Below are 23711 nucleotides of genomic sequence, written 5' to 3'. Positions count from 1 at the left end.
GATGGCAGAGCATCATTTTCATTTAAAAGCCGATTGGCCAGGCGGAAGAAATAGTACGGGCTCTATAGAAGCAGGCAATCTGAAAACGGAAATTTCCATCCCTCCCGAAATGGACGGTCCGGGTATAGGAACCAATCCGGATGAAATGCTTCTTGGAGCGGCAGCAACCTGCTATATTATTACACTGGCAGCGATGATTGAACGTGCTGGCCTCCCATTACAGGAAATGTCGCTGGAATCAGAGGGAATTGTTAATGTTACGAGAGGCATTTTCACCTATAAAAAAATAATTCATAGACCGTCCGTGTCCCTGAAAGAGGAAGCTGGGGATAGTGATTACAAAAAACTGTCCAAGCTTGTCGAAAAAGCGGAATCAAGCTGTATGATTTCACGAGCGGTTAAAGGAAATGTCGAATTGGAATTGCAGCCTAACATAAAATAACAGAGTTTTAACGCTCTGTTATTTTTTATTGTTTAACAAGGTTAAGCACCTTTTCCATCGTTTGTTTTTTCCTGGCTTTGAAGTAATCGGCAAATGGGCATCCGTCTGATTGCACACGGGCAACCATGTTTGTCACCGTATAGGAAGCAGGTGTCAAGCCATGTTTGACCTCCTCCCAGAATAGCGGCGCCGCAACGGTCGCATCCTCGGATTTCCTTGGTGAATACGCTGCTACCAGTGTCTTGTCTTTTGCGTGCTGTACATAGTCAATATACAACCGGCCATGACGGTTTCGCTTCATTCGCTCCACAGTAAACTGGTCTGGATATTCACCGGCAAGCGTTTTGGCGATAGCTTCTGTAAATACACCCGTCTGTTCATATGTCATGCTGTCACAGGGTATTGGAATATGGACCTGAAGTCCTTTACCACCTGATGTTTTTACAAACGAAACCAATTCAAGGTCATCAAGCATTTGCTTCAGCAATTCAGCTGCATGAATTGCCAGTGGGAATGCACTTCGGTCAGGAGGATCCAGGTCAAACACAATCTCGGTTGGATTTTCCGTATCAACAGTTTGGAAGGGGATGTGGTACTCAATTGCCCCATGGTTGGCAAACCATATTAACGAATCTAGACTGTCGGCAATGAAAAATTCCTCCCCGCCATCTTTAATTCCATTAATAAAATCGGGTGCATAGTCAGGCAGATGCTTTTGAAAAAAAGACTCTTTCTCCACGCCGTCTGGACAACGGATTAGCGTTAAGCGACGTCCCTTAAGAAACGGGAGCATATATGGTGCAATTTCCCGCATATAAACGAGGAGATCGCCCTTCGTAACATCAGCCTGCGGCCAAAAAATTTTATCTGTATTTGTCGGTTCAACCGCTTCAGGTAGCATGGAGATGTCAAGGGCCAGCTTTCCCGCGGTACATTCGGCAGGATTTTTTTGAGGCAGCAGCTGATGGAATTCAGGCTCTCGCAGTTCGTTTTTGTATAAATCAAGCGTATGGATCTGGGCGCAAACCGCTGGAGGAAGCCTGTACCCGGACGACACTTTCTCTCCATTAATGGTAAACAGGTCCTTAAGAGCTGAAAATTCATCACTTTCAAGCCCATGTTTACTTTTTCCAAGTTGACGGACCTCACCCTGATCGTAAATGGAAACAGTAAAATAGCTATTTTCCGGATCATAAAAAGTTAAAAAACCTTCAACCGTCCGCCAGTTTTTTATCTTATACCAGTCGCGGTGTTTCTTGGCATCACCATATTGGCTGGACTTCCGTTTGGCGACTATTCCTTCACCTTTGTATAAAAATAACTTTGTCCATAGCTCCTTTGAATCTTCGTAAAAAGGTACCAGCTGAATATATTGTTCTGCTTTTCTTAGCAGGCGCAAAAGTGTATTTTTTCGTTTTGTAAACGGTTTGCCAGTCATAGAACCCCCCTTATGGGATAATAGGTCAAAGGCCATGAAGCTTGCTGGCCGCTGATCAGCTGCTATAGCAATTGGTTCCTTATGTTTTAATCGACCCCGTTTCTGGATCCATGAAAAGTTAGCCTGATATGGATTATTCAGGACGACAAGTTCACCATCAAGAAGGAGTGGGAGGTCCTCACTGACTAACTCCTCTATTTCCCGGCAGTATGCAATAATTTCAGGGAAGTTGGCAGTTAGATCTTTGTCATTCCTGCTGATCAGTTTGATCGATGATTCAGTCCATTCCAAGACACACCGGAACCCATCGTATTTCACCTCGTAAACCCAATCAGTGCCAACCGGGATTTCCTCACTGGCAATCGGTTTCATCAGTTGCATCACACGCACACTCCTTTGGTCTTAGGTTTGCCTGCCATGTGATATTTATGAAGGATAATATCCCATCTGTCCGGGACAATATAGAACAAGGAGGTTTTTTTAAAAATGCATACGATGTGGAAGGGAACAATCAGCTTTGGACTGGTCAATATTCCGGTGAAAATGCATGCCGCCACCGAAAATAAAGATGTTAAACTGCGACAGCTTCACAAGGAATGCCAGTCACCGATTAAATATGAGCGCACATGCCCGGTTTGCGACCGTGAGATAGAAAATGATGAAATCGTAAAGGCATATGAATATGCCAAAAATAAATTTGTTGTACTCGATGACGAGGACCTGGAGAACCTCAAGAAAGAGCAAGCAGATAAGGCTGTTGAAATCGTCGACTTTGTAAAACTGGAAGAGATTGACCCGATTTATTATGAAAAAAGCTACTTTCTTTCACCGGGAGACGGGGGAGGAAAGGCGTACAGCTTACTGCGCGCGGCACTTGAGGAAACCGGCAGAATCGGCATTGCTAAAATGATGATCCGATCAAAGGAACAGCTAGCTGTAATCCGGATTTATAAAAACACGCTGGTGGTGGAAACAATTCATTTTCCGGATGAAGTCCGTAATGTGCAGGATGTTCCTAACGTTCCGGCCGAGACAGATATCCCGGAAAAAGAACTTGATACTGCCAAGATGCTAATTGACCAGCTGACAACAGAATTTGACCCAGATAAATACCATGACGAATACCGAACTGCATTGCTTGACCTGATTGAAGAAAAGAAAAATCAGGAACAGGTTACAACCGCAAAAGACAAACCTGCGCCGGAGAAGGCAACCAATCTGATGGATGCACTCCAAGCTTCACTCAATCGTGCCCAGCAGGATAAACCTGAGAAAAAGCTTCAGACCGGCCAGAATACAGCAGCCAAGAAGACCAAAGCCAAGCCAACCACCCAGAAAAAGAAAATATCCGGCAAGTAACATGCCATCTTCCCATATCGGGGAGTTGGCATGTTTTTTTATGTTGGCTCTTTCGTAACCGCCGTAGTTGATATAAATTGCGACGTAGCTAGCTATGTTGATTTCCGCTTCAGGCAGTCGCTTTCCGCGGGCAACGCTTCAACTCCCTCGGAAGGAGACCACTTCCTGCGGGATTTTCAGCTGTTGCTTTTCCCGCAGGAGTCGACTACCCTACGCTCCAATAAACACCATGGTAACGAGGGAAATACACGAAGACTCCTGCGGGAAAGCGAAGACGTTGAGACCCCACAGTGAGTGTTCTTGGCGAACGAGGAGGCTCAGCGCGAGCCCGCGGAAAGCGTAGTGTATTTCCGGAGCGAAGATACGAGTTACTTCGCATTTTATAGTTTTTGTGTCAAAAGCAACAAGCTATTAGAAAACAACCCTTAGGTTTAATAACTTAAGATTCCGGATATTACTCATCTGTCTCATTTTTTCATTCTATTTACAGTTACATAACAACCTTCTAAAAATGGATATATGCCGTCGAAAATTTATTAGGAACGGGAATATGCTGTATACAGAATGATTTTAGAACATAAGAGGTGAGAAGCATGAACCGTAACGCGTATTTTGATAATGCCAAATTACTGCTGATTTTTCTGGTGGTATTCGGTCATTTGATTCAGCCGTTTACCGACGGAATAGCATGGGTAAATACGCTTTATCTATGGATATACACATTTCATATGCCCGCGTTTATATTTCTGGCAGGTTTTTTCGCCAGAGGTTCCGGGAATAAAAAATATATATGGAATCTGACTAAAAAATTGTTATTTCCTTACTTGGTATTTCAGCTATTATTTACTGGATATTTCTTCTTTATAGGGAAAGATGACTGGGCGACTGGAATTTTCTATCCGCATTGGTCATTGTGGTTCCTTTTCAGTCTGTTCAGCTGGCATTTGTTACTGAACCTTTTCAAAAGAATACCTGGGAAATATGGTGTTCCGTTGGCAATGGGAATTGGGCTGATTATTGGATACATTGGAGAAATTGGTCACACATTCAGCCTGTCCCGTACGTTTGTCTTTTTCCCGTTTTTCCTTCTGGGTTATTGGTTGACACAGGAGCACGTGATGTTCCTTAAACGGAAATCGGTCAAAATAGCCTCCATTGCCATTATGTCTTTTGTGGCTGCTGCGATTCATATAGCACCCGATATTCCAACTGGATGGCTGCTGGCATCCAAATCATATGTGGTGCTGCTTGACCTGCCTGAATATGGAATAATTGCACGTGCCCTTGTCTATCTGACCGCAATCATTATGGCGGCAAGTGTATTGGCTTGGGTACCAACAACAAGAGGAAGATTGACTGACCTTGGAACCAGAACGCTTTATGTGTACCTGCTCCATGGTTTCTTTATCCAGTATTTCCGAAAGGCAGATCTATTTGATGTTGGCCATCCGGTCGACATTATCGGGCTTGCGGTTATCGCGGCAACAATTGTGCTGGTGCTGTCCAGCAAGCCGGTATTGGGATTGTGGCAGCCATTAATAGAAGCAAAAGCATCCATTTTAAAAAATCTATTTGGAGAGCATAATCGGAAAACAACACAGCAATAATTTCAACACGTGACTCAGGATCTTGAGAGAGGGAAGGTGGAAATATGAAAGTCTGTGTATTCGGTGCGAGTGGCTATGTAGGTGCTTCCGTCTATCAGAAGCTGAAAGATGCCAAAGATGTGGAGGTGGTTGGCACGTACCTTGAGGAGCCAGCCATTTTCGACGACCTTTACAAACTGGACGTTAATGAGGAGGAGGCGTTCTCCAATTTTTATAAAGAAACCAAACCGGATGTTGTTGTATGGTCTGTCATGGATGGACCAAATGAACATGAGCTTATCGACCGGGGGTTAATCAATCTCATTACGTTTCTAACACCCCAGACCAAACTCGTGTATATGTCGTCCGACTTCGTATTTACCGATGGAAAAGGACCGTATGATGAAGAAGATAATACGTCGAAGCTTCCAGAAGACCATATATACAGTAATTATGCTAATGCAAAAGTTAAGGCAGAACACTTTATTACCAAAGAATTATCAAACTATGTAATCTTACGGGCTGGACCTATCTATGGCGAAAATGCAATTGGAAAGCTTGACCAGCGTACGGACGAATTATCGTGCCGGCTTCGCTCAGATCAACAGGCGGAGTTCCGGAATGACCTTGTCCGCACTTTTGTTCACGTAGAGGATCTTGCTAATGTAATTGTTGAATTTGCCGGTAATGAAGAGAAAGGGCTCTTCCACGTTGGTCCTGAAGATAAAAAGAGTTTCTATGAATTTATGCAGCAGATGGCTGAACAGATGGGCTACGACCCTGATTTAGTTAAGAAAGGCTCGGAGGACGAAATAGCAGATAGGGAAATTCCGAAAGATATTTCCCTTAAAACGGAAAAAATTAAGGAAGTGACGAAACAAAACTTCCGCTGAGTCGTACAATATAGTACCCCCTTATAAAATATAGCAAGCAGCCCGCCATTAATCGAATGGCGGGCTGCTTTGTTTTTAAATCTAGGATTCTCATTCCGCTATTTCCTGGATTTTGCTCTTTTAAGTATGATTTCGGATCGTGGTTCCGTTATTTACCTATTTCACCTTCAAAATCTATTAAAAACGGTCCTTTAGCGGAACCAGAACCCACTTCGCCACTATTACAGCCATTTTTCTCGATTTAACGGAATGAGGAGCAGCTTAACGGCCGAATCGCAAAATCTTACAGGAAACTGGAGCATTACCAGTGGCTAGGACGCCACTACTAGATGAATATATGTCGGCATGCGCTGCTCCCCACCATCTATATTTTAAAAGATCAAATGCGCAATCAGTACGATGATAGGCAGGCAGATTAGTGTCCGTAACAGGAAGATGATAGCAAGGTCTTTAAACGAGACCGGAATCCGTGAGCCAAGTAATAGTCCACCAACTTCAGACATATAAATTAACTGGGACACGGACAGGGCAGCAATAATGAATTTCGTAATTTCCGCTTCCACCGAAGCAATCAAAATGGCCGGAAGAAACATATCTGCAAATCCGATTAGAACCGTCTCCGATGCTTCCTTTGCATACGGTACCTGCATCAGTTCGAACAATGGAATGAACGGCAGGCCAAGCCATGTGAAGACGGGTGTGTACTCCGCGATAATCAGAGCTATCAGTCCAAACGCCATTACAATTGGCGCTACTCCCATCCACATATCAAGGATATTCTGTCCGCCTTCTTTGAAGAACTTATATACACTTGTTTCATCTTTTGCCTGATCAAGTGCCTTTTTGTAGCCGAACGTCAGGCTGTTATGACCGGATGGTATATCTTCCTCAATGGAGCTCTCAGCTTCGGAAATATACGTGTTCGCTTTTTTGGAAAGCGGAGGAATCCGTGGCATAATCAGTGCACAGACAATTCCGGCCGCAATTACAGTCAGATAAAATGGGACAAACATATAGCTTAGACCAACCTCACTGATAACGACCAGGGTAAAGGTGATCGATACGACAGAAAAGGTTGTTCCAATGATAGCTGCTTCCCGTTTCGTATAGTAGCCATCCTGATATTGCTTGCTTGTCAGCAGGACGCCAATTGTTCCATCGCCAATCCAGGATGCGAGAGAGTCAATGGAGGAACGGCCCGGCAATCGGAACAACGGCCGCATGATTTTCGTCATCAGGGTGCCGACCAAATCAAGCAGTCCATAATTCATCAATAGCGGCAGGAACAAACCTGCAAATAAAAATACGGCAAAAAGCACATGCAGTAAATCGCCGAGTAACAGCTGGCCGGTATTCGGCCCGTGAATCGCTTCTGGTCCCAACCGGAAATAGACCATGATGGCAAATACAGCAGCCAAAATCCGGGTGATCATCCAGAATGTACGCACATGGAACAACTGGTGAAAAAAGGGCGTTTTCTTGAATGTATCAGGCCCTCCTGCCCGGGCAATCACAGTTAGAATTGCAGTTATCGTAATGATAACCATCATAATTGCAGAAAGGCGGCCAGCTAACAGAGCCTGTATCCAATCTGCCAGAATCGCAATCGGGATTGTCATGCCTCCATCTGTTGCGACCGGTGTCATAAATAAAAAGATTCCAAGTATTGATGGGAGTATAAATCTAAGGTGATCAGCAATTGTGTAGGAGTTTTTATTTTCCATAGTGTCCTCCTTAAAATATTTACGGGATATATATCTACGTTTCATTATGCATGGAATTGGGGGTGCAATCAAGCGGGATAGGAACAGACGGGAGTAAGGAGTTTAGAAGTGGGGGCTTACCGGGTAAAGGGAGGTGAGGTGTTGGGAGTGGGAAATACGCTAAAATTCAATCTGTTCTACCGCTGCTTTATCTTTGTATGGCTGGCGGTTAAATTTATTTCACAAATATACTTATTCCACCTGCGACATCGCATCTGGGATCAACGAACACGGATTAAATGGAATAGTCTTTTGGAACGTCAGGCAAAAGAATACCGGGAAAAAGCTGTAAGACTTGGTGGAGTCCTGATAAAAGTCGGACAGTTTATGAGTACCCGGGCAGATTTTATGCCTGAAGTTTTTATTAAAGAGCTTAGCGGACTAGTCGATAAGGTTCCGCCCATGTCGTTTGATTACGCGAAAAATCTGCTTGAACAAGAGTGGGGGACTGAGCTGGATACACATCTGCAATCAATTGAGACGTCTTCGGTTGCCTCAGCCTCCATAGGGGAAGTCTATCAGGCAGAATTGCACGACGGTTCCAGCGTTGCCATTAAAGTGCAGCGATATCGGGTGGATGATATTTTTCACATGGATTTTAAAGCCCTGAAGCTGGTATTCCGAGTTATTTCCTTGTTTACTTCGTTTGGAAAAAAGGCTGATCTAAATGCATTATATAACGAACTGATTCAGGTAATGGACAAGGAGCTGGATTTTGAGCAGGAACTCGCGTATGGGGCTTATTTCAGAGACCGTTATGCGGAAAATAATTCGATTCATATTCCTGCTTATTATGAACGGCTTTGCACAAAACGGGTGCTGGTGATGGAGTGGATTGATGGCGCGAAAGTAACGGATTTCACTTATCTGAACGAGCATAATATTTCCCCCGAACTGCTCGCTAAAAGATTATTTGATTTTTATCTTGATCAGTTTATGAACCACGGTTACTTTCATGCTGACCCCCATGCAGGAAATATTCTCGTTCAGCAGGACGGAACAATTAGCATTATCGACTTTGGTATGGTGAGTGATGTTCGCAAACAGGATACGCTTTATTTTAAAAAAATCATTCAGGGACTTATTGTAAACGATTATGACACGATCATCGAAACCATGGACGAGATGAACTTTATACTTCCTAATGCGGACAGGAAAAAACTGAAGAAGATGATCCGGAAAACGATTGAGATTTATGAAAGTGGTTCTTTCCGGAATATGGATAGCCAAGCAATGGACCAATTGAAGGAGGACCTCAGGGTTTTCATTAATGAACAGCCGATTCAAGTCTCTGCAGATTACGCCTATCTTGGGCGAGCTGCCTCGATCATCTTAGGTATTCTGGTGCATTTATATCCCGAAATAGATATTGAAAAAATGGCCAAGCCAAAGATTAAGCAATTTTTTGGCGGTAAAAATCTGACCGATTCTATTTACAAGGAAATTGTGAAAGATACAGCCAAACCAATTTTATCTTATCCCCGTGCAATGTTAAATTGGCTTGAAAATGGGGAAAAGGATAGACAATGGGAGAAAGAACAGCAGCACACGCACCTGATGCATCACTTTTTTCTCCTGTTGGAAGGAGTCAATGTACTCCTGATTTTCGCCGGGTTCGTAGCGTTCGCCTATTTCACTTTCCACAGTCTTCCGTTAATAGGCGGAACTATTTTAGGCATATTCCTGGTGAGTCTTGCATTAATTCTGAGGAAACATTATAAGTTTATAAAACTAAGGAAATAGGGGTGTTTTTACATGAGTGATATTCTGAAAAAGGGATTTTTGCTGGGGCTTGGAGCAGCAGTTAGCGGCAAGGAAAAACTGGATGTGAAGCTGAAGGAACTCGTGGAGAAGAACGAGCTCACGCAGGAACAGGCGCGGACAGTCATGCGGAACTTCGTTGACAAAGGTGAAGTTAAAACGGATGAGTGGACTGCTAAACAATACGAACAGACACAGACAATGGCGAGAGATTTGGGACTCGCCACAAAAGAAGACATTAATGAATTACGTGCACGGATCACCGAACTCGAAGAACGATTGGTGGAAGAAAAAGAAGAGAGCAGAACCTAATTTAATCGTCCTTATAAAATAGCAGGAGGGTTCTCCTGCTATTTTTTTAATGGCGATGAATTGTCCGTGATATCTCAATCCTATCCAGCCCTTGAGTGCCCAAAGGCTATGGAAAAACAAGATGAAGGTCACTCATCGCGGTTATGAGTGCCCGAACGAGTCCGGAAAACAAGAGAACGGTCACTCATCGTGGTCATGAGTGCCCGAACGAGGCTGGAAAATGAAATAACGGTCACTCATCGCGGTCATGAGTGCCCAACGCGGCCGGAAAACAAGAGAACGGTCACTCATCGTGGTCATGAGTGCCCCAACGAGGCCGGAAAACAAGAGAACGGTCACTCATCGCGGTTATGAGTGCCCGAACGAGGCTGGAAAACAAGAGAACAGTCACTCATCGCGGTTATGAGTGCCCGAACGAGGCTGGAAAACAAGAGAACGGTCACTCATCGCGGTTATGAGTGCCCGAACGAGGCCGGAGAACAAAAGAACGGTCACTCATCGTGGTTATGAGTGCCCGAACGAGTCCGGAAAACAAGAGAACGGTCACTCATCGCGGTCAATCAGCCAAACCCGCTCATATATCCTAGGAAAAGCTCTTTTACGCTAAAATTTCCTGTACTCTCCCAAAGTATGTGAATTCTATGCGATTTCACATTTCATTTTCCACTTTAAAAATCAATCCAGTTAATCCCTCACTATTCTGCTACAAAAACCCATCCAGGTAGTGTATTCCCTTATTTTTCCACATTATCTACTATGTTTAAGGTTAAATAAGAAAGGTTAAGTAACTATTAGACACTTTTTATAGCGATAAACCAAGTTTTCTAGCAAAGGCTGATGATTCCTATGAAAAAAATGCTGCTAGTCTTTCCGATGCTTCTGCTGGCAGGATGTGATATCACTGTACTGAATACGAAAAGTGACACTGGGGATGCTCAGGCTTTTTTAATCTGGCTCAGTTTAGGAATAATGCTTCTCGTCTTGGCCGTAGTGTTCACTTTATTTACTGTTTTTTTCTGGAAATACCGCGAAACGGCTGCAAATAAGGATGAACTCCCAAAAGATGTAAAGGGAAATTTTAAGCTGGAAACAACTTGGACTGTAATCCCTCTGATTCTGCTGACAATCCTGGCGGTACCTTCGATTATGATTACTTATAACCAGTCCCCGATTTCAACGGCGCAACAGCAGAAAACCGAAGGCACGCATGTATATGTGACTGCTGAGCAATTCAAATGGACGTTCCGCTATGAGAATGGAAAAGAAACTGTTAATAAACTCGTAATCCCGGCGGGGGAAAATCTTTACTTCCACTTACACTCCAAAGATGTTATTCATTCCTTCTGGATTCCGCAACTGGCTGGTAAAACGGATGTACGGCCTACAAAGGAATTAGTCTATGAAATTGAAAATGCGGAAGTTGGAACCTATCAAGGACAATGTGCAGAATATTGTGGAATGATGCACGCCAAAATGCAGTTTACGACCGAAGTAGTGCCAATGAAAGAATTCAGTGAATTTTTAAAGCGTAAATAATTGAAGCAACGAATCTGGATACAGAGGTGTTAATGATGTCTATACCTATACCGTTTGCGGACGAGCCTTTGTTTTTGCCGTCCGATATCATATTTGCATGGTTCCTCGTTGTTATTCCCGGAATAATAGCTCTGTATTTGATAACGAAGAAAAGCAAATGGCCGGTCGTCTGGGAATATATGCGGACGACCAACCATAGAAAAATCGGAACGTTATATATTTTTTCTGCGATGCTTTTCTTTATCCGTGCCGGAATAGATGCGCTATTGATACGGACACAGCTCGCCGTGCCTGAAAATAACTTCTGGGTGTTTCAGGGAGAAAAATACAACGAGCTGTTCACGACGCATGGAACGTTAATGATTTTCTTTGTGGCGATGCCTTTTTTGCTTGGACTGATGAATATCGCGGTTCCACTGCAGATAGGCGCGAGAGACTTGGCATTCCCGTTCATGAATGCTGTTAGTTTCTGGCTCTTCCTTGCTGGTGGAATTTTATTTAATATGTCATTCCTCTTTAATACCCCGCCAAATGCAGGGTGGACTGCGTATGCCCCGTTCGCGACGGAGATTTTCACACCTGGGGTAGGGAATGACTACTATGTTTTCAGTGTGCAAATATCCGGGCTCGGAACCATTCTTTTTGCAATCAATATGATTATGACTATCATTCGTAACCGGGCTCCGGGAATGAAGCTTACAAGGATGCCGCTTTTTCCGTGGGCAAGTCTGATAACATCCTACCTGATTCTTGTGGCTTTCGCTGTTCTGTCGATTGCACTGTACTTACTCATGTTCGACAGGATGTTTGGCGCCTCCTTCTTTGCAGGGGATGATGGGCGGCCTGTATATTGGCAGCATTTATTCTGGATATTCGGGCACCCGGAAGTATATATTCTCATTCTTCCTGCTTTCGGTATCTTTTCAGATGTTATTACGACCTTCTCCCGAAAACGGTTATTTGGTTATCCGGCAATGGTAATATCGATTGCCTTTATCGGGTTCCTTGGACTGATGGTATGGGCGCACCACATGTTTACCGTTGGGCTGGGCGCTGCCCTGAATACTTTCTTTGCGATCACCTCCATGCTGATTGCGGTGCCGACAGGTATTAAAATATTCAACTGGCTCTTTACCATGAGAGGTGGCGTAATCAGGGTAACAGTACCGATGCTGTTTGCTCTGGGATTCATTCCAACATTCGTGATGGGTGGTGTGACAGGTGTAATGTTATCAGTCGCTGCAGCTGACTTTCAGTTCCATGATACGCATTTTCTTGTCGCACACTTTCACTACACCATCATCGGCGGGACAATTCTCGGCATATTTGCCGGATTCTATTACTGGTATCCGAAGTTTACCGGGAAGTTGCTGAATGAAAAACTTGGAAAATGGCACTTCTGGCTTTTTCTAATCGGATTTCATATGACATTCCTGCCTATGCACATAACAGGGCTGGAAGGAATGCCGCGCCGTGTCTTCACATATCAGTGGGAGGATGGTATCTTCCTTCTTAATCTCACCAGTACAGTCGGGGCGTTCATTATGGGATCCAGTATTCTTTTCCTTGGTTGGAATATTTACCGAACGCAGAAGTACGGCGAGGACGCAGGCAATGACCCATGGGACGGGCGGACTCTGGAGTGGACCCAGCCGTCGCCATCGCCGGAGGAAACTTTTGACCCTATGCCGATAGTGCGACAGTCAGATCCGTACTGGTATGCAAAAGTGGAAAATCGGAAAATCCGCACAACCACAACTACCAGACCACAGCCGATTTCCGTGGAGACCATCCAGCCATTCCTCCTTGCATTCACACTGATGGTCTTCTGTATCGGAATGATATACACATGGTACTGGCTTGCTTTTTTAACCGGAGGAATAATTGGTCTTCTTCTGATCATCCGTTTCTTTACCGATGAACGGAAGACGTATTACAGGAAGGAGCATTCAAATGGATAATGAACAGACTGCTATCCTGTTTAAAGATAAAAAATACGGCTTCTTTATCTATTTGTTTGTGGAAGCAATTATGTTTGCGACACTATTTGCAACATACATCATTTTCACACCACCGGAAGAAGGACCGACACCTGCTAATGTTTTTAAGTGGAAAAACGTAATTCTGTTGTCGCTTTTCCTGCTTCCAAGCAGTCTGACACTGATGATTTCTGAAAAGGCGCTTAAATATAACCAACCGGAGCGGCTTGTGACCGGCCTTGTGCTGACATTGCTGCTCGGTCTAACTTTTTTCTTCATGGAAGCCAACGAGTTCTACACTTACATGGTGCATGACGGGTATCTCATGTCGACGAGTAACTTTTTCGCTTCCTATTACGTGTTGGTCGGGTTGCATGCAGCGCACGTTGGCTTTGGCTGTTTCTGGATGATTCTTTTGCTGATTCAGTATCATATGAAGATTCCTCGCACGTTATATGAAGAGAAACAGCGAATTTTTCAGTATTACTGGCATTTCGTTGATGTAATATGGTTATTTATTGTGATGATTGTTTATTTACCGTATTTAATAGATTGATGAAAGGAGTAATAGATTATGGATGATAAAAAAAAGAAGGGGTCAATATTGCCCTTTTTTCTCGCACCTATCGGATTTTTAGGATGGTATTATGCTCGTAACAGAACACAAAAACAACACTCTGTTCTCCGCAACTACCCGTTTATCGGAAAAGCCCGCTATGTAATTGAAAAAGCGGGACCTGAACTTCGTCAATATTTATATGACCATGACAATACAGGAAAACCGTTCAACCGGCGCGAATTTGGCTTTGTATATACCGCTGCGAAATATGATAAGCGCCAGATCGGGTATGGTTCACAACGTAATTTTGATCAGGATGGTCTTTATATGATCAATAATATGTTTCCGAAACAACGGACCGAACTCCGGGTGGAGCAATATCCAAAAATTTTAACCAAAACCTATCAGGTTGATAAAGAGGCGCTGTTTCACCGGAATGAGCACCGTGAGACAACCGAGACAGATCCTTTTTATCTGCCGGAAGAGGATGCAATCATACTCGGGGAAGATACTGCACGACAGCCATTTAAAGTAAAGGGCCTGATCGGACAGTCAGCGATGAGCTTTGGTTCACTTGGGGATCATGCCATATCAGCACTTTCACTCGGACTAGGCATGGCCGGTGGCACATGGATGAATACCGGGGAAGGAAGCATCTCCAAGCATCATCAGAAAGGCGACGTGGACATTATCATGCAGATCAGTCCCGGCCTATTTGGTGTTCGAACGGCAGACGGGGACTTTTCGTGGGAAGAGTTTAAAACCCGTGCCCAAACAGAACAAATCAAGGCATTTGAGATTAAACTGGCGCAGGGAGGTAAGACTCGCGGTGGACATGTCGATGGAAGCAAGATAACGCCGGAAATCGCCGAAATCCGTGATGTGGAACCATACCAGGACATTAATAGTCCAAACAGGTTTGACGGCATCGATACGCCAGTTCAATTATTGCAGTTCCTAGATGAATTGCGCAATGTGGGCGGTAAACCGGTAGGGATCAAAATTGTCGTAGGTGACGAACAGCAGCTTAGAGGGCTTGTCGAGGGAATGAAGGACTCTGATATCGTTCCTGACTTTATCACAGTTGATGGCGGCGAGGGGGGTTCAGGCGCCACGTATTATGAGCTTGCCGAATCAGTAGGGTTACCGTCCTTCTCTGCCGTCCCAATGGTGGATGATATGCTTCAGGAATATGGACTGCGGGAACGTACAAAGATGATTGCATCAGGTAAGCTGATTACCCCCGATAAGATTGCAATGGCACTCGCGCTTGGTGCGGATATGGTAAATATCGCCCGCGGCTTTATGCTCTCCGTTGGCTGTGTGATGTCTCAAATCTGCCATACCAATAATTGCCCCGTTGGTGTCGCCACTACTGACCCAGATCGGCAGAAAGGTCTTGTCATAGATGAGAAAAAATATCGTGTGTGCAACTACTTGCTCTCGATTCGGGAAGGCCTGTTCGAAATGGCGGCGGTAGCAGGGATAGACAGTCCAACTAAATTTAACCGTGAGCATATTGTTTACAAGGAGAAGATGAACCAGGTAGTGAATATGGATAAACAAGCATTTCTCGAGGAGAATATGTCCTAACTTCCCATAATCAAAATCAAAAAATTTTATAAATTAGTAAAACGATAGTTGTCACCCGGGTAAAATCACGGTACAATATAGGTGTTATATAATAGGGTTTGGCTGATTTGGGGGGAATACAACGTTATGGTCAGTTTTATAGAGTTGAAGAGTGAGCTGGAAGCCAAGCTTGAAAGAAAACTGTGTAATAATGAAGTGAAATTTCTCCAGTGGATGTACGAACGTTATACCCAGGAGCAACTTAAAAATAGTCCGACAGATTTGTGTTCGGGTCTGCAAACATTGCTGGCCCGGTAAGATAGTTTATAAGTTAACAGTAAAAAGAGTCCCGGAATCCGGGGCTTTTTTTCATTTGGCTGTGATCTAAAAGATTGTTGTATCTACACATAATTTATAAAATGCGAACAAATGGCTTAAGGAATAGATAAGCTTCGCTTCAGCAATACACTTCGCTTTCCGCGGACTCCCCACGAGCCTCCTCGGTCGCAAAAATCGCTCCCTGTGGGGTCTCATAGGCTCGTTTTTCCGCAGGAGTCTACGCGTATTGTTTCCGCTAATATGAGTATGATTGTAGTGTAGGGAAGTCGACTCCAGCGGGAAAAGCAACAGCTGAAAATCCCGCAGGAAGTGCTTTTCTTCCGAGGAAGTTGAAGCGTTGCCCGGCGGCAAAGGAGACACTGCGAAAGTATGAGCAGATGTCGTACTTGCACCCGGAGCGGTGAAAGCGACTGCCCGGAGCGGAAATCAATAAGCTGCTACTTGGGAAACTAAGCTGTTATTTCGCAGTTTACATCAACTTTGAGGGTTAAGAAACAACGATGACAGGTGGCCCAACTGGTTGTCAGGTTTTCCAAGTTCTTTTCTGGGATGTTATACTTGAAGATGTTTAAGTCTTATGTAAAAAAAGAGGTGACAGCATGGCCGTATCTGAAAATACTATTATCAAAAAAATGATGAATGAACTGAAGCAAGCGCAGAATAACGCTGGCGACAACAAAACGATGAAGCAGCACATTGCGAACGTGAAACTGCTCAGCGAACTGCTGCTTGATGAGAAGCAGGAAGAACAACATATTGTAAATACAGATATTACGGAAGAAGAAATGAAAGCCATGATCGGCGAAACTGGTACTGGTAATAAACGAAGAACAGTTCAGTTGGACGATGATGATGCAAATGGCAGTTCCTTGTTTGACTTTTAACATGTTGCAGATGAGAGGAGCATAAATATGAAGTTATTTTTAATTTTGGGTGTAATCAACGGGTTCCTTGCAGTAGCACTCGGAGCATTTGGGGCACACGGACTTGAGGGGAAAATATCGGAAAAAATGTTAAAGACATGGGATAAAGCGGTCAACTATCAAATGTTCCATACAATGGCACTTCTTGTTACCGGACTGCTGATGGCTAAGCTGCAGGGTGGCGCAATGAACTGGGCCGGCTGGTTATTTTTCATCGGAATCTTACTGTTTTCCGGTAGTCTATATATCTATTCAACCACTTCAATTAAAACCTTTGCCATGATTACGCCGCTTGGCGGTGTGGCATTCCTTGTCGGATGGGTCCTGCTAGGTTACGCAGTTATGAAGTATCTATAGCTGGAATAGAAGAATAGTAGCGAACAGTATAAGAAGGAAAGCCTTGGCAAACTGTTTCATACCTTGTGCAGTTTGGAAGGTGTTCGTGTATATAAGCGCTTCACTGAAAATGCTGATTGCAAGCAGGTATAAACAGAAAATCATAATAATGGGGAATCCTTGAAAAACAGCAATAAACCCAATTACTCCGGCGAGTATAAGGGTTATAATCTCAAGTCGAATAAATTTTTCATAAGGATGTCGCATATATGCTCCCCCTTAAAGATACAATGGAAGAACTTGGCGGTAAGCCAAGTTCTTTTTCATGTATCCGAGATACCTATCGTGGTGGATATTGACTCATCTGCTGCTGGTTACCGTACGGATAGGAATAGTTAATTTCTCCTTCAAACGTCACATAATCCAAATAAATCATCAGCAGGAGATAACGGCGTCCTGTATTTGGGTCGCTAAGAATTATATGGTCCCGTCCTGCAGCTTCAATAATTCCACGGAACACTTTTGAACTCCAATCGGACTCATTTTCAAATGACATATAGACTGTCGCCATTTTCCCTTCATTCAGTCGCAGAATATTTTCAATGTACGATTGTTCCATCGGCAGCATCTGTTCAGCGGCTTCCGGCGCAGGTGTTGCTGGTTGCTGATAATCCGGGAACTGCCTGGGCTCATACGCTGGATAATATGCCGGGGATGCCTGCGGATAATAGTAGTAAGGGGTAGCCTGGTAAGGATTAGTGTACGGATGGTTTTGCTCTGATGAATTTGAGTTCTTATCACTCATAATAAAACCTCCTGTTAGTAAGCTTTTGGACACTCAGATTCCAATGGGGCAAAGAAACAATGTGATTTATATCTGCCGACGTTCCATTGACCAAACCACTGGGCCGGACATGCACCTGGTGGTTTGAAAAACCATAAGGTATTGGACGCCGGGTGATAACGTTTGCCTGCAATCACCTTGCGTGCAAGATTAATATCCTGCTGGCGCGCTCGCTGATAAAAATAACCTTTCTGGGTAGCCTCAAAGCCGCCCGGACTTTGGAAAACCATTCTCCTGATTGAATCTATCCCAGTGAAATCGAGACATTCTACGCGGACTCGGTTGACCCCTGTATTCCCGACCATGAGCATTCCAAGTTTTCCGTCACCCTCGGCTTCGGCGCGCATAAGCCGAGCGAGTAACTTCACGTCTTTTTCGGTGCTTTTAATTACTGCCACACTAAATACACCTCATTTCTGTTCCATCCTGCTGTTTGGCCTACTAGACATATGTATGTAAAGCTGGGCGAAATGATGACTGTCCTGTCAAAAAAATATGGGGCCATTCGTAGGTTCGGAAGGGAAGGTTTATCATCGCTTATTTTTATATTTCACCGTATTTTTGCGGAAATTGCGATTTATCCACGAATTCTAAGCTGGTATCACCGCATTTTTGGATTAATCAACGAATCTAAGAGATTTATCATAGAATCCCCCTATAAAAAAACCCCTGGAGGAGATCCAGGGGTAACAAACTATACGTGGAGATATGCTTCCACATCTTCTTTTGGTAAATGATTTCCGACAAAGAATTCACCAAACTCACCGTACTTGGCACTTACTTCATCAAAACGCATCTCATAAACAATCTTCTTAATCTGCAGGACATCATGAGCAAATAGGGTCACGCCCCACTCCCAGTCATCAAAGCCAAATGAGCCAGTGATAATCTGTTTTATTTTGCCTGCATATTTCCGGCCGGTTTTACTGTGTTCGTATAGAAGCTTCGCACGGGTTTTAAACTCGAGTGAATACCAGTTTTCTTCCCCTTCACGACGCTTGTCCATCGGATAGAAACACATATGCTCCCATTTTGGAAGAATTGGTTTAAGTCGCTCTAGTGTACGCGGATCGTCTTCTGAATGCTGCGGTCCGTATTTTGAGAGCTCAACGACGGATACATACGAATGCGCAGGCGCAAGATATTCGGCAAATTTCGATTTGTTGAATTCTGTTTCAATATCTGTCAGCTCATTCATTGTCGGGCGTAAAAACATGAACATCAGATCTGCTTTTTGACCAACAACTTTGTATAAAACGTGACTTCCATTTTCCGCTGCTTCTACTTCTTCCCACTTGGAAAGGAGGCCTTTGAATTCCTGGACTGCTGCCTGACGCTCCTCAGATGATGCCTGTTTCCACGCTGTCCAATCAATTGTCCGAAGATCATGGAGACAATACCAGCCATCCATGGTTTCTACTGCTTCAGCTGCCATATATAATCGCTCCTTTAGTTACTGTTAATATCTCTGCACATGTTTTTACTATATCATAATTAGGGAATGATAATCATGAACTGTGATTTCGGATGGGGTAGAGGATAAAATTCTTTAAAAGAAATGATCTATCTATTATGCTTAGTTGGCAAAATTGGTTGCAGGAGGTAATAAGAATGAGTAATTTGTTTGACCAGTTGAAGGAAAAAGTAAAAGGTTCAGATAAACGGATTGTATTTCCGGAGGGTACAGATGAGCGAATTCTTACCGCTGCCGCAAAGCTCGGAAAGGATGGTGTGCTTCAACCGATTCTGATTGGTGATGAAAAGGAAGTGAAGCAAAAAGCTGATGAGGCTGGTGCAGATATCAGTTCCTGTACGATACTTAATCCGACTGACTATGAAAAGTTTGAAGAAATGGCTGAGGAGTTTGTGGAGCGCCGTAAAGGAAAGGCTCTGATTGAGCAGGCCCGCAAGTTCATCCTGGATGAAAACTATTTTGGCACCATGCTTGTCCATATGGGTGAGGCAGACGGCCTTGTAAGCGGAGCAGCACATTCCACGGCGGACACAGTAAGACCGGCACTCCAGATTATCAAGACGAAAGAAGATATACGAAAGACGTCAGGCGTATTTATCATGGTTCGTGAAGATGAAAAATATGTATTCGCCGACTGTGCGATAAATATAAATCCAAGTGCCGGTGACCTTGCTGAAATTGCGGTCGAAAGTGCGGTAACGGCTAAGCTATTTGACGTAGACCCGCGTATCGCAATGCTTAGTTTTTCAACAAAAGGTTCAGCGCAATCTGAGGAGACTGAAAAAGTGGTGGGTGCTCTGGAAATCGCCAAAGAGAAAAATCCTGCATTGGTAATCGACGGTGAATTTCAGTTTGATGCAGCATTTGTACCTGAGGTGGCTGCGAAAAAGGCGCCTGATTCAGAACTCAAAGGTGATGCGAATGTGTTTATTTTCCCAAGCCTGGAAGCCGGAAATATCGGGTATAAGATAGCTCAGCGGCTAGGCGGATTTGAAGCGGTCGGTCCGATTCTTCAAGGACTGAATAAGCCGGTGAACGATTTATCACGAGGCTGCAGTTCCGACGATGTTTATAAACTCGCGTTAATCACCGCGGCACAATCTGATCAATAGTAGTAAAGCATCCAGCAGATAGTTCTGCCGGATGCTTTTTTAAAAGGAAGATTCTCTGCGGGAGCAGAAAATCAACAGCTTTAAAATTCATTTCAGTATGAAAAGACAAGCGCCTTACGCTTTAATCTAAATTATCCTGCATCCCGGCAATCTGCTCATTCCGTTTGATCATCTGCTCATATCTTCTTTCAAACGATTCCAATTCATCCGCAGAAAAATCATCCTCGACAATTTTCTCGCTAAGTTTCTGGAGCGCCGAAAGAACCCTGTATTTCATTTCTTCGACAGAAAGCGGCGATTCGAGTAATTCTGACAACGATGCCATTGTTCGCGGGTCAACTTCCGGGTAAGTAAATTTGGTCTCCTCACCTTTTCGGCTGATTGAATAAAAATCCCGAATCATCTCGGCACGTTCCTGACCCTTTCCTTCCACGTCAAGATAAATCTGGATTGCCGCCCCGTCCTTGACGCGCCGCTGGGAAATACCAGCAAATTTCCGGCCGCCAATACTAAGATCATAGTCACCCGGACAGTACGACCCGACAATTTCATACGCCTCAATTTCATCGGTCAGATCACGGAGTAAATATCGGATTAACCCGACCATCGCGTCATAACAGTCGTGAATGGAGATATGTTTTACATCCGGCAGGACAAGCGAAATATTCAGCACACCCTCATCCAATGCTACGGCTAATCCCCCAGAGTTCCGCACAACAACAGAGTACCCCTGGCTATTCAGAAAATGGACTCCCTCTTCGATATAGGGAAGCCGGGCATCAGGTATTCCAAGCACAATTGTGTCGGGATGAACCCAAAGTCTGACTGCTGGCATAGCATTTTCTTTACTTACTGATAGGGCTAGCACATCGTCAATCGCAAACGAGGTCAGTGCAGTATAAGGTTTATCATGAAAAAATTTTTTATTTGAATGTTCGAGGTACCTGAAACCGGCATGACGAACGATTTTCTCCCAGTTTTTCATTTGTTTCTCCTTTGTAAAAGGATGATTAACTCTTTTTAACTTCGGTTATTCATTATATAATAAAACAAAAGTTATAACAAAAACAGAAACGGGTTGGAACAATGGCATATAAAGATGAACAATTGCACGAAGAAAAGGTTTTTAAAGACCCGGTCCATCGGTATGTCCATGTAAAAGATCAGGTTATCTGGGATTTAATCGCCACCCCTGAATTTCAACGGCTAAGACGAATTAAACAACTTGGGACGACCAACCTGACCTTTCATGGGGCTGAACACAGCAGGTTTAACCATTCTCTCGGTGTCTATGAAATCGTCCGACGGATTATCAGTAATTTCGACAATCGGCCACACTGGAACGATGACGAGCGGTTGCTATGCCTGTGCGCGGCACTCCTTCATGACCTCGGACATGGGCCATTCTCACATTCTTTTGAAAAGGTCTTTAAGCTTGATCATGAACAATTTACCCAACAGATCATTATGGGGGATACCCATATACATAAAATCCTCGAGCGAGTGGAGGCCGGCTTCTCAAAAAAAGTCGCTGATGTCATCGATAAAACGTACGAGGACAAGCTTGTAGTCAGTCTGATTTCAAGCCAGATTGACGCGGACCGGATGGATTATTTGCAGCGTGATGCGTATTTTACCGGGGTAAGTTATGGCCATTTTGACATGGAGCGGATCTTACGGGTGATGCGTCCGATTGACGACCAGGTTGTTATTAAGTCGAGCGGCATGCATGCGGTCGAAGATTATATTATGAGCCGTTACCAGATGTACTGGCAGGTTTATTTTCACCCGGTTACCCGAAGTGCTGAGGTAATTTTGTCACGAATCCTGCACCGTGCAAAATACTTATACGAAAATGATTATCTTTTCAAGTTGAAGCCACTGCACTTTATTTCTTTTTTCGAAGAGAATGTCACACTATCTGACTACCTGAAGCTGGATGAATCGATTGTTTCGTATTACTTCCAGTTGTGGCAGGAAGAGGACGATGCCATTCTGCGTGACCTGTGCGAACGGTTTATGAACCGCCGTCTGTTTAAATACATTGAATTTAACCCGAATCTTCAGATGAACGAGTGGATGGAACTTTACCAGCTGTTCCAGAAAGCTGGTATCGATCCGGAATATTATCTGGTGGTGGATTCCTCATCTGATCTGCCGTACGATTTTTATCGTCCAGGTGAAGAAGGGGAACGTCTGCCAATCCATTTGCTGATGCCTGATGGAGGGCTTAAGGAACTGTCCCGCCACTCGGATATTGTGGAAGCTATTTCCGGAAAAAAACGGACCGATCACAAGCTTTATTTTCCGAGCGATATGGTCGATGAACTTAATAATGGTAGTAAAGAAAAACAACGGATTATGGAATTATTATATGGATAAGGAGCGGAAGTATAATGCTGGCCAACCATGCTAAATTAATACAGTTTTTTGCTGCGGCAAGCGAAGTATCGGGACGGAAAAAGATGCAAAAAATGATTTATATTCTACAGAAATTTAGGGCGCCATTTGAGGAAAAATTTCAGTTTCACTTTTACGGTCCATACTCAGAAGAACTCTCACTGAGGATTGAGGAGCTGTGTAACCTCGGCTTTATCGATGAAAAGAAAGAAGACAAGAGCAATTATTCACAATATCATTACGGAATCACCGAAGCCGGACAGGATTTCCTCAATCAGTTTAAAACCAATATGCCGGATATTACCGAACAGATTGAGCTATTGAACGGCAAGAGCGCGCGCTTTCTTGAACTTGTTTCGACCATGCTGTATTTTGATCATTTACCGGAAGCGGAACGGGTTGAAAAAATCCACATGGTCAAACCAAAGCAGAAATTTACCGATGAAGAGATTGGTGAAGCACTAAATTTTATAAAGACAATGAACCCGTTGCAGTAATACAGAGTCCCCATCTTTGCCAGGTGGGGACTTTTTGACGCTTAAGCGCTTCGCCCGCTTTTATCTAATATGCGCGATTCCAAAAAGAACGATCCGATGCTTAGGGTAATTGGCCTCACACTCCCAAGTCAAGAGAGAGAAGGGAGGTGGTGCTATAATTTTTTCCCAAAGACTGAAACCGGTGGTTTAACAGGGGCGTCTCTTCGTATGTTTATTTGGAAGATAGGATACATTTTGATATAATAAAAGAACAATAGTTCGGTCTAATGAGATATAGATTGAATATATTTAAAAAGAAGACAGTCAGTGCGTCAACACTAACTGTCAGTGGTAACAATAGCTCGGTTTCCATTCAGGAAATCAGCATGGCAAGAAATAAGATACCCGCTCACGAGTTGTCCAAACTCAGGGTGTCTATTTCTTATGAAAAGACAGCAGTGCTACAACCAATGCTCCAAACGTTAGCATGAGCATAAGCGATTCATAAGCTGTAATCTCACACGGTTTCGTATCCCCTCATTTGTTGAATTGAAAGAGTTTATAAGACATTTCATACCAAACTGGCGTACAAAATAACATACTAAAT

Annotated in this window: 24 protein-coding genes; 16 read left to right on the top strand and 8 right to left on the bottom strand. The window is 43.8% G+C overall.

Features of this window, described 5'->3' with window-relative positions; translation table 11 throughout:
• Window position 1: 1 nt before the first annotated feature.
• Window positions 2-442, top strand: coding sequence for an OsmC family protein (locus ACFO3D_RS07935; protein ID WP_390294545.1), 441 nt, complete (start codon window positions 2-4; stop codon window positions 440-442).
• 25 nt (window positions 443-467) lie between these two features.
• Here the strand turns inward: ACFO3D_RS07935 and ACFO3D_RS07930 are convergent, their stop codons facing one another.
• Window positions 468-2261 (bottom strand): DNA ligase D, encoded by a 1794-nt coding sequence (locus ACFO3D_RS07930; protein ID WP_390294543.1) that lies wholly within the window; start codon window positions 2259-2261, stop codon window positions 468-470.
• Between the two features lie 105 nt (window positions 2262-2366).
• Here ACFO3D_RS07930 and ku point away from each other — a divergent pair, with 105 nt between their 5' ends.
• The 3 genes from ku (at window position 2367) to ACFO3D_RS07915 (ending at window position 5718) form a co-directional block, all read left to right on the top strand.
• Window positions 2367-3239, top strand: a complete 873-nt coding sequence (ku, locus tag ACFO3D_RS07925; RefSeq protein WP_390294541.1) for a non-homologous end joining protein Ku — start codon at window positions 2367-2369, stop codon at window positions 3237-3239.
• A gap of 593 nt (window positions 3240-3832) precedes the next feature.
• Window positions 3833-4846 carry an acyltransferase family protein gene (locus ACFO3D_RS07920; protein ID WP_390294539.1) on the top strand — a complete coding sequence of 338 codons (1014 nt, stop codon included), beginning with the start codon at window positions 3833-3835 and terminating at the stop codon, window positions 4844-4846.
• A gap of 44 nt (window positions 4847-4890) precedes the next feature.
• A complete protein-coding gene (locus ACFO3D_RS07915; protein WP_390294536.1) occupies window positions 4891-5718 on the top strand; it encodes a sugar nucleotide-binding protein in 828 nt (275 codons plus the stop codon).
• A 371-nt stretch (window positions 5719-6089) separates the two neighbouring features.
• Here the strand turns inward: ACFO3D_RS07915 and ACFO3D_RS07910 are convergent, their stop codons facing one another.
• Entirely contained in the window at window positions 6090-7442 is a 1353-nt protein-coding gene (locus tag ACFO3D_RS07910; protein WP_390294534.1) for a YjiH family protein, read from the bottom strand.
• Between the two features lie 138 nt (window positions 7443-7580).
• Between ACFO3D_RS07910 and ACFO3D_RS07905 the strand changes: the two genes are divergently transcribed.
• The 9 genes from ACFO3D_RS07905 to ACFO3D_RS07865 all read left to right on the top strand — a co-directional run bounded on the left by ACFO3D_RS07905 (window position 7581) and on the right by ACFO3D_RS07865 (window position 16819).
• Window positions 7581-9224 carry an ABC1 kinase family protein gene (locus tag ACFO3D_RS07905; protein WP_390295490.1) on the top strand — a complete coding sequence of 548 codons (1644 nt, stop codon included), beginning with the start codon at window positions 7581-7583 and terminating at the stop codon, window positions 9222-9224.
• A 12-nt stretch (window positions 9225-9236) separates the two neighbouring features.
• A complete protein-coding gene (locus ACFO3D_RS07900; protein ID WP_390294532.1) occupies window positions 9237-9554 on the top strand; it encodes a phasin family protein in 318 nt (105 codons plus the stop codon).
• A gap of 846 nt (window positions 9555-10400) precedes the next feature.
• Window positions 10401-11090, top strand: coding sequence for a cytochrome c oxidase subunit II (coxB, locus tag ACFO3D_RS07895; RefSeq protein ID WP_390294530.1), 690 nt, complete (start codon window positions 10401-10403; stop codon window positions 11088-11090).
• 35 nt (window positions 11091-11125) lie between these two features.
• Window positions 11126-13051: a cytochrome c oxidase subunit I gene (locus ACFO3D_RS07890; RefSeq protein ID WP_390294528.1), complete on the top strand. Its 1926-nt coding sequence runs from the start codon at window positions 11126-11128 to the stop codon at window positions 13049-13051.
• Window positions 13044-13625 carry a cytochrome c oxidase subunit 3 gene (locus ACFO3D_RS07885; protein WP_390294526.1) on the top strand — a complete coding sequence of 194 codons (582 nt, stop codon included), beginning with the start codon at window positions 13044-13046 and terminating at the stop codon, window positions 13623-13625. Before ACFO3D_RS07890 ends, ACFO3D_RS07885 begins: the two co-directional genes overlap by 8 nt.
• 18 nt (window positions 13626-13643) lie before the next feature.
• Window positions 13644-15221, top strand: a complete 1578-nt coding sequence (locus ACFO3D_RS07880) for an FMN-binding glutamate synthase family protein (RefSeq protein WP_390294524.1) — start codon at window positions 13644-13646, stop codon at window positions 15219-15221.
• A 126-nt stretch (window positions 15222-15347) separates the two neighbouring features.
• Window positions 15348-15518: a hypothetical protein gene (locus ACFO3D_RS07875; protein WP_390294521.1), complete on the top strand. Its 171-nt coding sequence runs from the start codon at window positions 15348-15350 to the stop codon at window positions 15516-15518.
• A 620-nt stretch (window positions 15519-16138) separates the two neighbouring features.
• Window positions 16139-16423 carry a YwdI family protein gene (locus tag ACFO3D_RS07870; protein WP_390294519.1) on the top strand — a complete coding sequence of 95 codons (285 nt, stop codon included), beginning with the start codon at window positions 16139-16141 and terminating at the stop codon, window positions 16421-16423.
• A gap of 27 nt (window positions 16424-16450) precedes the next feature.
• A complete protein-coding gene (locus ACFO3D_RS07865) occupies window positions 16451-16819 on the top strand; it encodes a DUF423 domain-containing protein (RefSeq protein ID WP_390294517.1) in 369 nt (122 codons plus the stop codon).
• Here the strand turns inward: ACFO3D_RS07865 and ACFO3D_RS07860 are convergent.
• The 4 genes from ACFO3D_RS07860 to hemQ all read right to left on the bottom strand — a co-directional run bounded on the left by ACFO3D_RS07860 (window position 16814) and on the right by hemQ (window position 19077).
• Window positions 16814-17065 (bottom strand): hypothetical protein, encoded by a 252-nt coding sequence (locus tag ACFO3D_RS07860; protein WP_390294514.1) that lies wholly within the window; start codon window positions 17063-17065, stop codon window positions 16814-16816. The two genes, ACFO3D_RS07865 and ACFO3D_RS07860, sit on opposite strands and share 6 nt — an antisense overlap.
• A 73-nt stretch (window positions 17066-17138) precedes the next feature.
• Window positions 17139-17603: a spore coat protein GerQ gene (gene gerQ, locus ACFO3D_RS07855; RefSeq protein WP_390294512.1), complete on the bottom strand. Its 465-nt coding sequence runs from the start codon at window positions 17601-17603 to the stop codon at window positions 17139-17141.
• A 14-nt stretch (window positions 17604-17617) separates the two neighbouring features.
• Window positions 17618-18040, bottom strand: coding sequence for a cell wall hydrolase (locus tag ACFO3D_RS07850; protein ID WP_390294510.1), 423 nt, complete (start codon window positions 18038-18040; stop codon window positions 17618-17620).
• A gap of 296 nt (window positions 18041-18336) precedes the next feature.
• Entirely contained in the window at window positions 18337-19077 is a 741-nt protein-coding gene (hemQ, locus tag ACFO3D_RS07845; protein WP_390294508.1) for a hydrogen peroxide-dependent heme synthase, read from the bottom strand.
• A 176-nt stretch (window positions 19078-19253) separates the two neighbouring features.
• On the opposite strand from hemQ, the gene pta reads away from it, so the two are divergent.
• A complete protein-coding gene (gene pta / locus ACFO3D_RS07840; protein ID WP_390294506.1) occupies window positions 19254-20228 on the top strand; it encodes a phosphate acetyltransferase in 975 nt (324 codons plus the stop codon).
• Window positions 20229-20349: 121 nt separating this feature from the next.
• On the opposite strand, the gene ACFO3D_RS07835 is transcribed toward pta, so the two are convergent.
• Complete coding sequence (locus ACFO3D_RS07835) at window positions 20350-21213, bottom strand: lipoate--protein ligase family protein (protein WP_390294504.1); 864 nt, start codon at window positions 21211-21213, stop codon at window positions 20350-20352.
• Between the two features lie 101 nt (window positions 21214-21314).
• Between ACFO3D_RS07835 and ACFO3D_RS07830 the strand changes: the two genes are divergently transcribed.
• Together ACFO3D_RS07830 and ACFO3D_RS07825 are read left to right on the top strand one after the other, a co-directional pair.
• On the top strand, window positions 21315-22610 hold the full coding sequence (locus tag ACFO3D_RS07830; RefSeq protein ID WP_390294502.1) for an HD domain-containing protein: 1296 nt from the start codon (window positions 21315-21317) through the stop codon (window positions 22608-22610).
• A gap of 14 nt (window positions 22611-22624) precedes the next feature.
• A complete protein-coding gene (locus tag ACFO3D_RS07825; protein ID WP_390294500.1) occupies window positions 22625-23125 on the top strand; it encodes a YwgA family protein in 501 nt (166 codons plus the stop codon).
• 414 nt (window positions 23126-23539) lie between these two features.
• On the opposite strand, the gene ACFO3D_RS07820 is transcribed toward ACFO3D_RS07825, so the two are convergent.
• Window positions 23540-23593 carry a hypothetical protein gene (locus ACFO3D_RS07820; RefSeq protein WP_390295488.1) on the bottom strand — a complete coding sequence of 18 codons (54 nt, stop codon included), beginning with the start codon at window positions 23591-23593 and terminating at the stop codon, window positions 23540-23542.
• Between the last annotated feature and the right edge of the window lie 118 nt (window positions 23594-23711).

It is taken from the genome of Virgibacillus kekensis (assembly GCF_042654125.1).
GTDB lineage: Bacteria > Bacillota > Bacilli > Bacillales > Amphibacillaceae > Lentibacillus > Lentibacillus kekensis.
This window is presented reverse-complemented; position numbering and strand designations above follow the sequence as displayed.